The sequence below is a fragment of the Intrasporangium sp. genome (assembly GCF_039812505.1).
GTDB lineage: Bacteria > Actinomycetota > Actinomycetes > Actinomycetales > Dermatophilaceae > Intrasporangium_A.
This window is the reverse complement of record NZ_JBDIAQ010000118.1, coordinates 1-10,849: the sequence shown is the minus strand read 5'-3', so window position 1 is coordinate 10,849 and position 10,849 is coordinate 1. Positions and strand designations below refer to the sequence as shown.

Here is a 10,849-nt window from a genome sequence, read left to right as displayed (position 1 = left end):
GGAAAGCTGCACTGTCGATCAGGATTGCTGCACTGTCGATCGGGTGAGGGCCGACGGGAACGCGGCGCGCCAGGACCGCATCGCGATCCCGCCGTCGCCGGTCCGGTCGACCGACTCGGCCGCGAGCACCGCGTGGCCGATCGCCCGGGCCATGCAGTCGGCCCCGGCCTCCATCAGGAAGGCCAGCCCCTCCGGCTCGAGGGGCTCGCGCTGCGCGGTGGACACCCCGAAGATCGTGTCCCCGTCGAAGAGCGTGTGCACCGGCCGCAACGCCCGCGCGAACCCGTCGTGCGCGATCCCGGCGAGCTTCTGGCACTGCGCCTTGCCCAGGCTGACGTCGGTCGCGACGATCCCGATCGTGGTGGCCATGCCGGGCAGCCCGGGGATCGCGTCGGGCCTGCTCGCGTAGCACTCCCGTGCCGCAGCGACGTCCTCCGGGGAGGGACGGCCCACTCCGCCGAACTCGTCGCCGAGGCCGAACCGGGCGGCATACAGCTCGCCGGTGCCCAGGTCGACGGGCCACCCGACGGCGTTGACCGCCACCAGCGCCGCGACCGTCACGCCCGACTCGAGCACCACGCTCGCGGAGCCGAGCCCGCCCTTGAAGCCGCCCGCGCGGGCCCCGGTGCCCGCGCCGACGTTGCCCAGCGCGACCGGCGCGTCCGTGGCAGCGTCGTATGCCGCCCTGCCGTCCGTCGCGCCCGGATGGTTGCGCCAGGTGCCGGCCCGGCCGAGGTCGAACAGGATCGCGCCGGGGACGATCGGCACGAGGTGCTCGGGGGTGTCCATCTCCCAGCCGACCCCGTCGTCGAACAGCCCCTGGACGACGCCGTCGGCGGCGGCGAGCCCCGGCGCGCTGCCGCCACCGATCAGGATCGCCTGGACCCGGTCGACGAGGTTGCGCGGGTCGAGCAGGTCGGTCTCGCGGGTGCCGGGCCCGCCGCCGCGCACGTCGACCCCGGCGACCATGCCGCCCGGTGGCGCGACGACCACGGTGGTGCCGGTCAGCCAGCCCGGCTCGTCGCGGGTGCAGTGGCCGACCCGCAGCCCGGACACGTCGACCAGCGTGTTCGACGGCCCCGGTCTCATCAGCTCTCCCGCAGGTCGTACTCGAGGATCGTGTCGGCCAGCCGGAAGCCGAGGCTCCGGTAGAAGTGGTGCTGGGCGGGGTCGACGTTGAGCCGGACCCACTTGACGTCGGTGGCCCGGGACCACTCCAGCATCCCCTCGATCAGGGCCCGGCCGATGCCGCGTTTGCGGTGGCCGGGCGCGACGAAGATCGTCCCGACGTAGAGCCAGCTCACCTCGGGCCGACCGGGGAAGGGCAACGGCCGCAGCCGGCGCGTGGACAGCACCCCGGCGTGCTCGCCGCGGCTCTCGGCCACCCAGGTCGGGTGGTCGGGCCGGCTGGCGAGCCAGGCGTCGACGAAGCGGTCGAGGAACCCGGGCTCCCCGTCCTGGCCGAGGTCACGGGCCGACTGCAGGTGCAGGGCCGCCACGACCAGGGCGTCGTCGGCGCCGGCACGGCGGATCAGGACGTCGGGCATGACCGAAAGTGAACCACGCGCGGCGTGGGCTGTCAGTGGCCCAGACCGAGGCGGCGGCTGGTGCGGGCCCGCTGGCGCTGGGTGCGCATCCGGCGCAGCCGCTTGACGAGCATCGGGTCGGCGGCCAGGGCGACGGGGTCGTCGAGCAGCGCGTTGAGCACCTGGTAGTAGCGGGTCGCGCTCATGTCGAACAGCTCCTTGATGGCCTGCTCCTTGGAGCCGGCGTACTTCCACCAGTGCCGCTCGAAGGCGAGGATCTCCTGGTCGCGCTCGCTCAGATGCTCGTGGCCCGGGATCCGATCCGTGGCGTGCTCGGTCATGGTTGGGCGCTCACTGCTGCGCTCATACTCACTGCTCCGCTCGTCAGGTCGTGACGTCCTCCGCCGGCCCCCTGACGCCGGCTCCGGACGTAACCCTAGACCGGAATGACAGGACTGTCATTCAGGCAGGCCGGGGGCCGGGTCGATCCACCGCCGCGCCGTCCTCGGCTCGGGGGGCGCCGAGCAGGATGCTGCTCAGCTCCTGCGGGGTGTGCGCCACCCGGTCGGGCCGGACCCCGGCCAGGGCGTCCGGGTGGCCGGCGCCCCACGTCACGGCGACGGTAGACATCCCGGCCGCCTTGCCCGCGAGGGTGTCCACCACGGCGTCGCCGACGTAGACCGCCTCGGCCGGCGTGCCACCCAGCGCCTGCACCGCCATCAGGAGCGGCTGCGGGTCGGGCTTGTGCTTGTCGGTGTCCTCCATCGTGACGAGGACCTCGATGTGCTCGTCGAGACCGAGCTCGCTCATCACCCGGGTGGCCTGCGAGCGGCGCTTCGAGGTGGCCACGGCCAGCCGCAGCCCGGCGGCGTCGAGCTGGTCGACGACCTGGCCGATGCCGTCGAAGCCGCGCAGCAGCCGGGCGGTGTTGGCGTCGCTCCACTCGATGTAGGCCGCCACCAGTTCGTCGGCCCGCTCGGGGCAGTAGTCGTGGTAGGCCACCTCGAGCGTGCGCCCGATCCAGGTGCGCAGCACGGCCGGGTCCTCCTGCTTGCCGAGCTTCGTGCCGATCGTGTGCTGGTGCGACTGGACGATGAGCTCCACCGTGTCGGCGAGCGTGCCGTCGAGGTCGAACACGACGGACTTCCACCTGGGCCTGGACTGCGAGGTCATCCGCAGAGCGTAGGCGACAACCGCGCCGATGGCCTCATCGGGCGAGCCGGCGGCCGGCCCGCAGGACCTGCTGCACGCCGTCCGGGCCCGCCACGACGAGGTCGGCGCGCGCCCCCGGCCGGATCGCCCCGCGGTCGGCCAGCCCGAGCACGCCCGCCGGGGTGAGACACCCGGCCTGCACGGCCCGGGCCAGGCCGATTCCCGCGCGCCACTGCCGCACCACGATGTCCATCGCGTGGGACGTGCCCCCGGCGATCGACCCCGGCCGGCCGTCGTCGGTCACCAGGCGGGCGACGCCGCCGGACACGACCACGGGCAGCCCGCCGAGCACGTAGCGCCCGTCGCCGATCCCGGCCGCGCCCATCGCGTCCGACACGAACGCCACCTGGCCGGCACCGACGAGGTCGACCACGCTGGCGACGGTCTCGTCGGCCAGGTGGACGCCGTCGCCGATCAGCTCGACCACCACGTCACCGGCCCGCGCGGCCCGCAGCAGCGCCGGCACCGCCCCGGGCGTCCGGTGGTGCCACGGGTCCATCCCGTTGAACAGGTGGGTGGCCAGGTCGGCGCCCGCCTCGACCGCCGCCATGACGGTGCCGTATGCCGCCGAGCTGTGTCCCACGGCCGCGTGCACCCCCGCGGCGGTCAGCTGCCGGACGAGCTCGAGCCCGCCGGTGCGCTCGGGGGCGAGGGTCACCTGGCGGACGTGGCCGCGGCCGAGGCGCAGCAGGTGCTCGACCTCGACGGGGTCCGGGTCGCGCAGCAGCGCCGGGTCGTGGGCGCCGCACCTGGACTCGGCCAGCCACGGGCCCTCGAGGTGGATCCCGTCGACGAGGCCGTCGTCGGCCAGGTCGGCCAGGATCTCCACCCCCCGGGCCAGGTCGGCCGGGGCGAGCGTGACGAGGCTGGCCAGCAGGCTCGTCGTGCCCCGCTCGTGATGGTGGCGCGCCGCCGCCGCGGCGGCCTCGGGATCCAGGTCGAGGAAGGTGGTCCCGCCCCCGCCGTGGGTGTGGATGTCGACGGCCCCCGGCAGGATCACCGTGCCGTCGCCGGTGCCGTCGGCCAGGCGGTCGGCTCCCCCAGCGTCCCGGGCCTCGGCCGCTCCACCGCCCGGGCCGTCTGCTCGCCCCGCCCGGTACGCGGCCGCGTCCGGGGGCCCGCTGGGCGGCATACCCACCGGGGTGACCGCGACGATGCGGTCTCCCTCGACCTCGATGCGGACGTCGGCGAGCGCTCCGTCCACGAGTGCGCGCCCCTCGAGTACGACTGGCATGGGTGGCTCCTTCGCGTCGGACGGCGCCGGATCGTGCGTCCTGCCCGACGATACTGGCGCTACGGTGGCGGCGTGACCGCCCGACCCCTCAGCGAGAACGTCCACCCGTCATGGGTGCCCGCGCTCGAGCCGGTCGCGGGAACGATCGCGGCCCTGGGTGACTTCCTGCGCGCCGAGGTCGCGGCGGGACGTGGCTACCTGCCGGCCGGGGACGTGGTGCTGCGCGCCTTCTCGCGGCCCATCGGGGAGGTGCGCGCGCTCGTCGTCGGGCAGGACCCCTACCCGACCCCCGGCCACCCGGTGGGGCTGAGCTTCTCGGTGGCGCCGGACGTGCGGCCGGTCCCCCGGAGCCTGCAGAACATCCAGGCCGAGCTCAGCAGCGACCTCGGCCTGCCGGTGCCGACCGACGGCGACCTGACGCCCTGGTTCGAGCAGGGCGTGCTGCTGCTCAACCGCGTGCTGACCGTCCGGCCGGGCAGGCCCGCGAGCCACCACGGCAAGGGCTGGGAGACCGTGACCGAGCAGGCGATCCGGGCCCTCGTGGCCCGCGGCGGCCCGCTGGTCGCGATCCTCTGGGGCCGGCACGCCCGGTCGCTCGTGCCGATCCTCGGACCGGTCCCGCGGATCGAGAGCGCGCACCCGTCGCCGCTGTCGGCACGGTCCGGGTTCTTCGGGTCGCGGCCGTTCAGCCGGGCCAACGAGCTGCTGCGCCGGCAGGGTGCCGAGCCGGTCGACTGGAGCCTGGCCTGACCGATCCAGCCTCCCCGGCGGCTCGGGTGCAAGGCGCGGCCGGCGGCCCGGGCACGGGGCGCGGCCGGCGGCAGGGCTGCGGGGCGCGGCCGGCGGCCCGGCGGCATACGCTCGGCTCGACAGCTGGCCGCGGCAGCCCGCACGCCGGGCGGGGAGGAGACGAGGATGGTCGAGCGGAAGGGGGACGGGCGGGTGGACGCGCTGCTCGCCGGGGCGTTCGTCGCAGACGAGGTCGCCGCGCTGCGACCGGACTACCGGGTGCTGCTCGTCGCGGTCGAGGGCCTGGTCCCCGGCGGACAGGACGACACCAGCACGACCCTGCTCGCCCGCGCCGAGGATGCCGCGCGTCGGGCGCTGGCCGACTGTCCGGTCGAGCGGCTCCCGCACGTGGCGGCATGGCGCGAGGCCTACCGGGGCTTCGGCGCCAAGCCGCAACGCACCCGCAACAGCCTCGAAGCGCTGCTGCGCCGCGCGAGCTCCGGTCTGCCGCAAGTGAACCCGCTGACCGACATCTACAACGCCATCTCGGTGCTGCACCGGCTCCCACTCGGCGGGGAGGACCTGGACCGCTACCAGGGACCGCCGCGACTGCTGCGCGCGACGGGCGTCGAGGCCTTCGACACGGTCGCCGGCGGGGTCGAGGTCGTCGAGCACCCCGAGCCCGGCGAGGTGGTCTGGTGCGACGGGGCGGGCGTGACGTGCCGGCGGTGGAACTGGCGCCAGGCGCGCCGCACCCGGCTGCAGGAGGGCACCACGACGGCGCTGTTCGTCATCGACGCCCTCGACCCGGTCACGGACGACGGGATGCACACGGCCGCCGACGAGCTCGTCGACCACCTGGCCCGGCTCGGGCCGCGGGTGCGCAGTTCGCGGCGGCTGGTGGCGGCCCGCGGGGTCGGGCATGAGGAGGGCTGAGGCCCGTCCCGGGCCGACCGGGTCGGTCGCCTTGACACCGGCGCGGCGGCGGGAGTGTAATCAACGTGTTGGTTGATCAATTAGCCAGTTGACCAGCTATTGGGAGCTGGTTGGGGATGACGTCGGACCAGGAGCTGCTCGACCGGGCCTTCGCGGCCCTGGCCGACCCGGTCCGGCGCGCGATGATCGCTCGGCTGAGCCGCGGACCGGCGACGGTCAACGAGCTCGCCGAGCCGTTCGAGATCAGCAAGCAGGCGGTCTCGAAGCACATCCAGGTCCTCGAGCACGCACGGCTCGTGACCCGGACCAGGGAGGCCCAGCGCCGCCCGGTGCACCTGAACGCGGCCCGACTCGAGGCGCTCACCGCCTGGATCGACCGCTACCGGCTCGTCCACGAGCAACGGTTCCGCAGGCTCGACGCCCTGCTGGAGCACTCACCCGGCGCACCACGCCGCAGCACCAAGGAGAAGCAGCCATGACCAACGCCACGACCAACGAGCTGACCATCGACGCCCCCGAAGGCGTTCCCTGGATCGACTACACCCGGGAGTTCGACGCCCCGGTCGCCGCCGTGTTCGACGCGCACCGCGACCCCGACCTGGTCCGGCAGTGGCTCGGGCCGAACGGCCACGAGATGGGCATCGAGGGCTGGGACTTCGCCACCGGCGGCAGCTACCGCTACACGCACCGGAGCGACGGAGCCGAGTACGGCTTTCACGGCCTGTTCCACACCATCCGCGACGACGAGCTCGTCATCCAGACCTTCGAGTTCGAGGGCATGCCGGACGAGGTGGCGATCGAGTTCCTCTGGTTCGACGACCTCGGCGACGGGCGCTGCCGCCTGCGTGGCCGCAGCGTCGGGCGCACCGTCGAGGGCCGTGACGCCATGGTGGCCAGCGGCATGGAGAGGGGCATGCGCGAGGGCTACGAACGGCTGGAGGCCCTCGTGGGTTCGGCGCCGACCGCGCCCGCAGGCGCCGGAGGCGGCGCCTCGTAGACGGAGGTAGCAGGTTCCGCAGATGCGGCTGTAAGGTGCCTCATATGCCGCATCTGCGAATCACCGAGGCTGCCGCCCTGCTCGGCGTCAGCGACGACACGGTCCGTCGGATGGTCGACTCGGGCCGGCTGAGCGCGGGCACCGACGAGTCCGGACGCCGGACCGTCGACGGCGCCGAGCTGGCGGCCGTGGCCCGGGAGCTGGCTCACCCGGCCGAGGTCGGCGTCATCGGCGGGGCCTCGGCCCGCAACCGGATGCGCGGCATCGTCACGGCCGTCACCAAGGACACCGTCATGGCCAAGGTGGAGCTGCAGTGCGGTCCGTACCGCATCGTCTCGCTGCTGTCCGCGGAGTCGGTCGACGACCTCGGGCTCACGGTCGGCTCGGTCGCGGTCGCCTCGGTCAAGTCCACCCACGTCGTGGTCGAGGTGCCGGCATGACGGGACGCGCCGGCCCGCGTCGCGACCGGCCGAGCCTGTCCCCGGCTCCCGGCCGGACCGCGCTCGCGGCGCTGGGCACGGTGGCCATCCTCTTGCTGGCCGGCTGCGGCGGGACCGGCGCACCCGGCTCCGACGCTCGGGCCGGCGGCACCGGGACCGGCAGCGCACTCAGTGGCACCGTCACGGTCCTGGCCGCGGCCTCGCTGACCGAGTCGTTCGACGCCATCAAGGCCGGGCTCGAGGCCGCCCACCCGGGCCTGAGCGTCGCGGTCTCGTACGGCTCCAGCGCCACCCTCGTCCAGCAGGTCAACCAGGGCGCGCCGGCCGACGTGCTCGCCCTGGCCGGCCAGGCCGCCGCCAAGCCCCTCGACCAGAGCCTGGTCAGGAGCACCGAGCTCTTCGCCAGCAACTCGCTCGAGATCGCCGTGCCGCCGAGCAACCCCGGCAAGGTCACGGGTCTGGCCGACCTGGCCCGGACCGACCTTAAGGTCGTGCTCTGCGAGACCACCGTCCCCTGCGGCAAGGCGGCCGCGGCGACGCTGGCCCGGGCCGAGGTCGAGCCACACGTCGTCTCGCGCGAGATCGACGTCAAGGCGACCCTGGCCAAGGTCTCCCTCGGCGAGGCCGATGCCGCGATCGTCTACCGGTCGGACGTCGTCGCGGCCAAGGGGGCGGTCAGCGGCATACCGATCCCGGCGAAGCTGAACACCACGCTGCACTACCCGGTCATCCGGCTCGACGACGAGCCCGCCACCCGCGCGTTCGTGGCCGCCGTGCTCAGCCCTGCGGGCCGAGCCACCCTGACCACGTTCGGCTTCGGACCGCCGTGACCTGGCGCTCCCGCCTGGGGCTGGGCGGGCCGGCGCTCGTCGCGGTGCTGCTGCTCACCCTGCCGCTGGTGGCGCTGCTGGTCCGGGCGGACTGGGGCCACCTGGTCCAGGACCTCACCGGCGGGACCGGGTTGCCCGCGCTGCGCCTCTCGCTGCTGACGACCTCGTCGACGGCGGCGCTGTGCCTGCTGCTCGGCACCCCGCTCGCCTGGCTGCTGGCCCGCTCGGACCACGTCGCGACCCGCTGGCTGCGCGCATTGCTGACCGTCCCGCTCGTGCTGCCCCCGGTGGTCGGCGGCGTCGCGCTGCTGATGACGTGGGGGCGCACCGGCATCGTGGGACAGCACCTGGCGCCGTTCGGCATCGAGATCCCGTTCACCACGGTCGCGGTCGTCTTCGCCGAGACCTTCGTGGCGCTGCCCTACTACGTGCTCGCGGTCGAGGGGGCGATGCGCGGGCTGGACCCCCGGCTCGAGTCCGTGGCCCGCACGCTCGGCGCCTCCGACCTGCGCTACCTGCGCACGGTGGCCCTGCCCCTCGTCGTCCCCGGCATCGCGAGCGGGCTGGCCCTGGCCTGGGCCCGCGCGCTGGGCGAGTTCGGCGCCACGATCACCTTCGCCGGCAACTTCGCCGGCCGCACCCAGACCGCCCCGCTCGCCGTCTACGTTGCGCTGCAAGAGGATCCGAAGGTCGCTACCTCGATCAGCATCGTCCTGCTCACCGTCAGCGTGCTGGTCCTCGGGCTGCTCAGGGGTCGGTGGGTCCGCTGACCGAGACCGGGCTCGACGCGCGAATCGCCCTGACCCGCGGGACACTTCGCGTGGACGTCACGCTCGCTGCGGCGCGTGGAGAGGTCGTCGGCATCCTGGGCCCCAACGGCGGCGGCAAGACCTCGGCGGTGCTCGCCCTGGCCGGCGCGCTGCCGCTCGAGCAGGGCCACGTCGTCGTGTCGGGAGCGACCTGGGAGCGGGCCGGCCGGGCCCGTCGCCTGCCGGAGCAGCGCAGCGTCGGGCTCATGCTCGCCGACCCGCTCCTGTTCCCCCACCTGCGGGCCGTCGACAACGTCGCCTACGGCCCGCGCAGCCGGGGCATGGCGGCCCGGACCGCGCGAGCCCGGGCAAGGCTGGAGCTCGAGCGGGTGGGGCTCGGCGACCTCGCCCACGCCCGGCCCGGCGAGCTGTCGTCCGGTCAGGCCGCCCGGGTGGCGCTGGCCCGCGCGCTCGCCGTCGACCCCGAGCTGCTGCTGCTCGACGAGCCGCTGTCCGCGCTCGACCCCGAGACCCGCGCCCGCACCCGCACCGACCTCGCCCGGCGCCTGCACGACTACGCCGGCGTCACCGTCCTGGTCACCCACGACCCGCTCGACGCGCTCACGCTGGCCGACCGGCTCGTCTTCGTCGAGGCGGGCGCGGTCACGCAGGTCGGCACCCCCGGCCAGGTCCTGCGCGAGCCGCGCACTCCGTACGTGGCCACCGTGGTCGGGCTCAACCTGTATGCCGCCCAAGCAGACTCGCACGAGCTGCTGGCTCTCGACGGCGGCTGTCCGCTCGTCGTGGGCACCAGCCCGCTCGGACCGGTCTGGGCGGCGATCTCGCCCCACGCCGTGGTCCTGCACCGCGGCCCGCCCGAGGGGTCGGCCCGCAACGCCTGGCCGATGCGCGTGACCGAGGTGACCCTGCGGGGCCAGTCCGCCCGCGTGTCCCTGACCGGGCCGCTGGAGCTGATCGCCGAGGTCACGCTGGCCTCCGTCGCGGCGCTGGGCATCCAGGTCGGCAGCGACCTGTGGGCCTCGGTGAAGGCGACCGAGGTCGGCACCTATCCCCGCTGACCCCGGCCGCGCCTTCCCCGGAGGCGTTGCGGCACTAGGCGTACGTTGAGTGGATGCGAGCGCTGACGACGATCCCGCTGAGCCCGGACACCCTCGAGGTGCGCGACGTGCCCGAGCCCCACGTGGCCGACACCGACCTGCTGGTCGACGGCATCGCGGTCGGCGTGTGCGGGACCGACAAGGAGATCGCGGCCGGTGCGTACGGCTGGGCACCCCCCGGCGAGGAGCGGCTCGTCATCGGGCACGAGTCGCTCGGCAGGGTACGAAAGGCCCCGCAGGGCAGCGGGTTCCGCGCGGGCGACCTTGTCGTCGGGGTCGTCCGGCGCCCCGACCCGGTCCCGTGCGGCGCCTGTGCTCACGGCGAGTTCGACATGTGCCGCAACGGCCGGTACACCGAGCGCGGCATCAAGCAGATCCACGGGTACTGCAGCGAGCAGTGGTCCGTCGAGCCGGGCTACGCCGTCCGCCTCGACCCCCGGCTGGAGCCGGTCGGCATGCTGCTCGAGCCGACGACCGTCGTCGCCAAGGCCTGGGAGCAGGTCGAGCGGATCGGCGCGCGGGCGTGGTTCGAGCCGGAGCGGGTGCTGGTCACCGGCGCCGGGCCGGTCGGCCTGCTGGCCGCACTGCTCGGGGTCCAGCGCGGCCTCGAGGTCCACGTGCTCGACATCGTCACGGACGGCCCGAAGCCGGCGCTGGTGGCGGACCTCGGCGCCACCTACCACAGCGACCCGGTCGACGAGGTGGCCCGGCAGGTGCGACCCGACATCGTCATCGAGGCCACCGGCGTCAGCGCGCTCGTGCTGGCGGCGCTGGCCGAGACGGCGTCCTACGGCATCTCGTGCCTGACCGGGGTGTCCTCGGGCGGCCGCAAGCTCGGGGTCGACGTCGGGCAGGTCAACCGCGAGATCGTCCTGCAGAACGACGTCGTCGTCGGCAGCGTCAACGCCAACCTGCGCCACTACGAGCAGGGGGCCGCCGCGCTCGCGAAGGCCGAGCCCGGCTGGCTGCAGCGGCTGGTGACACGTCGGGTCCCGCTGCAGCAGTTCGCCGCCGCCTTCACGCCGCAGCCCGGCGACGTGAAGGTCGTCATCGAGCTGTGACGCACGCGCCCCCCACG

The 10,849-nt window shown here is 74.5% G+C and carries 14 protein-coding genes; 9 read left to right on the top strand and 5 right to left on the bottom strand.

Annotation, left to right across the window (positions count from 1 at the left end; translation table 11 throughout):
• Positions 1 to 18: 18 nt before the first annotated feature.
• The 5 genes from WMI84_RS13700 to WMI84_RS13680 all read right to left on the bottom strand — a co-directional run bounded on the left by WMI84_RS13700 (position 19) and on the right by WMI84_RS13680 (position 3,972).
• Entirely contained in the window at positions 19 to 1,089 is a 1,071-nt protein-coding gene (locus WMI84_RS13700; RefSeq protein WP_347354069.1) for a P1 family peptidase, read from the bottom strand.
• On the bottom strand, positions 1,089 to 1,547 hold the full coding sequence (locus WMI84_RS13695; RefSeq protein WP_347354067.1) for a GNAT family N-acetyltransferase: 459 nt from the start codon (positions 1,545 to 1,547) through the stop codon (positions 1,089 to 1,091). Before WMI84_RS13695 ends, WMI84_RS13700 begins: the two co-directional genes overlap by 1 nt.
• Before the next feature lie 32 nt (positions 1,548 to 1,579).
• Positions 1,580 to 1,867, bottom strand: a complete 288-nt coding sequence (locus tag WMI84_RS13690; RefSeq protein ID WP_347354065.1) for a DUF3263 domain-containing protein — start codon at positions 1,865 to 1,867, stop codon at positions 1,580 to 1,582.
• Positions 1,868 to 1,988: 121 nt separating this feature from the next.
• Positions 1,989 to 2,699 (bottom strand): HAD-IA family hydrolase, encoded by a 711-nt coding sequence (locus WMI84_RS13685; RefSeq protein WP_347354063.1) that lies wholly within the window; start codon positions 2,697 to 2,699, stop codon positions 1,989 to 1,991.
• 34 nt (positions 2,700 to 2,733) lie between these two features.
• Entirely contained in the window at positions 2,734 to 3,972 is a 1,239-nt protein-coding gene (locus WMI84_RS13680; protein ID WP_347354061.1) for an amidohydrolase family protein, read from the bottom strand.
• 72 nt (positions 3,973 to 4,044) lie between these two features.
• Between WMI84_RS13680 and WMI84_RS13675 the strand changes: the two genes are divergently transcribed.
• From WMI84_RS13675 to WMI84_RS13635, 9 genes are all read left to right on the top strand, one after another.
• Complete coding sequence (locus WMI84_RS13675) at positions 4,045 to 4,722, top strand: uracil-DNA glycosylase (RefSeq protein ID WP_347354060.1); 678 nt, start codon at positions 4,045 to 4,047, stop codon at positions 4,720 to 4,722.
• A gap of 165 nt (positions 4,723 to 4,887) precedes the next feature.
• Entirely contained in the window at positions 4,888 to 5,637 is a 750-nt protein-coding gene (locus WMI84_RS13670; protein WP_347354058.1) for a phenylalanine--tRNA ligase beta subunit-related protein, read from the top strand.
• A gap of 116 nt (positions 5,638 to 5,753) precedes the next feature.
• The gene (locus tag WMI84_RS13665) at positions 5,754 to 6,116 is read left to right on the top strand and encodes a metalloregulator ArsR/SmtB family transcription factor (protein ID WP_347354056.1); all 363 of its coding nucleotides are present in this window, start codon (positions 5,754 to 5,756) and stop codon (positions 6,114 to 6,116) included.
• Positions 6,113 to 6,634, top strand: a complete 522-nt coding sequence (locus WMI84_RS13660) for an SRPBCC family protein (protein WP_347354054.1) — start codon at positions 6,113 to 6,115, stop codon at positions 6,632 to 6,634. Before WMI84_RS13665 ends, WMI84_RS13660 begins: the two co-directional genes overlap by 4 nt.
• Before the next feature lie 44 nt (positions 6,635 to 6,678).
• On the top strand, positions 6,679 to 7,074 hold the full coding sequence (locus tag WMI84_RS13655; protein ID WP_347354052.1) for a TOBE domain-containing protein: 396 nt from the start codon (positions 6,679 to 6,681) through the stop codon (positions 7,072 to 7,074).
• On the top strand, positions 7,071 to 7,904 hold the full coding sequence (gene modA / locus WMI84_RS13650; RefSeq protein WP_347354050.1) for a molybdate ABC transporter substrate-binding protein: 834 nt from the start codon (positions 7,071 to 7,073) through the stop codon (positions 7,902 to 7,904). The genes WMI84_RS13655 and modA overlap by 4 nt, the downstream gene beginning before the upstream one ends.
• Positions 7,901 to 8,674 (top strand): ABC transporter permease, encoded by a 774-nt coding sequence (locus WMI84_RS13645; protein WP_347354048.1) that lies wholly within the window; start codon positions 7,901 to 7,903, stop codon positions 8,672 to 8,674. Before modA ends, WMI84_RS13645 begins: the two co-directional genes overlap by 4 nt.
• On the top strand, positions 8,662 to 9,732 hold the full coding sequence (locus tag WMI84_RS13640) for an ATP-binding cassette domain-containing protein (protein WP_347354046.1): 1,071 nt from the start codon (positions 8,662 to 8,664) through the stop codon (positions 9,730 to 9,732). The genes WMI84_RS13645 and WMI84_RS13640 overlap by 13 nt, the downstream gene beginning before the upstream one ends.
• A gap of 53 nt (positions 9,733 to 9,785) precedes the next feature.
• Positions 9,786 to 10,832: a glucose 1-dehydrogenase gene (locus tag WMI84_RS13635; RefSeq protein ID WP_347354044.1), complete on the top strand. Its 1,047-nt coding sequence runs from the start codon at positions 9,786 to 9,788 to the stop codon at positions 10,830 to 10,832.
• Positions 10,833 to 10,849 lie beyond the last annotated feature (17 nt).

Bases quoted from the DNA above. Each gene is read 5' to 3' on its own strand.
- WMI84_RS13700 (WP_347354069.1), bottom strand. From the start codon at position 1,089: ATGAGACCGGGGCCGTCGAACACGCTGGTCGACGTGTCCGGGCTGCGG.
- WMI84_RS13695 (WP_347354067.1), bottom strand. From the start codon at position 1,547: ATGCCCGACGTCCTGATCCGCCGTGCCGGCGCCGACGACGCCCTGGTC.
- WMI84_RS13690 (WP_347354065.1), bottom strand. From the start codon at position 1,867: ATGACCGAGCACGCCACGGATCGGATCCCGGGCCACGAGCATCTGAGC.
- WMI84_RS13685 (WP_347354063.1), bottom strand. From the start codon at position 2,699: ATGACCTCGCAGTCCAGGCCCAGGTGGAAGTCCGTCGTGTTCGACCTC.
- WMI84_RS13680 (WP_347354061.1), bottom strand. From the start codon at position 3,972: ATGCCAGTCGTACTCGAGGGGCGCGCACTCGTGGACGGAGCGCTCGCC.
- WMI84_RS13670 (WP_347354058.1), top strand. From the start codon at position 4,888: ATGGTCGAGCGGAAGGGGGACGGGCGGGTGGACGCGCTGCTCGCCGGG.
- WMI84_RS13665 (WP_347354056.1), top strand. From the start codon at position 5,754: ATGACGTCGGACCAGGAGCTGCTCGACCGGGCCTTCGCGGCCCTGGCC.
- WMI84_RS13660 (WP_347354054.1), top strand. From the start codon at position 6,113: ATGACCAACGCCACGACCAACGAGCTGACCATCGACGCCCCCGAAGGC.
- WMI84_RS13655 (WP_347354052.1), top strand. From the start codon at position 6,679: ATGCCGCATCTGCGAATCACCGAGGCTGCCGCCCTGCTCGGCGTCAGC.
- modA (WP_347354050.1), top strand. From the start codon at position 7,071: ATGACGGGACGCGCCGGCCCGCGTCGCGACCGGCCGAGCCTGTCCCCG.
- WMI84_RS13635 (WP_347354044.1), top strand. From the start codon at position 9,786: ATGCGAGCGCTGACGACGATCCCGCTGAGCCCGGACACCCTCGAGGTG.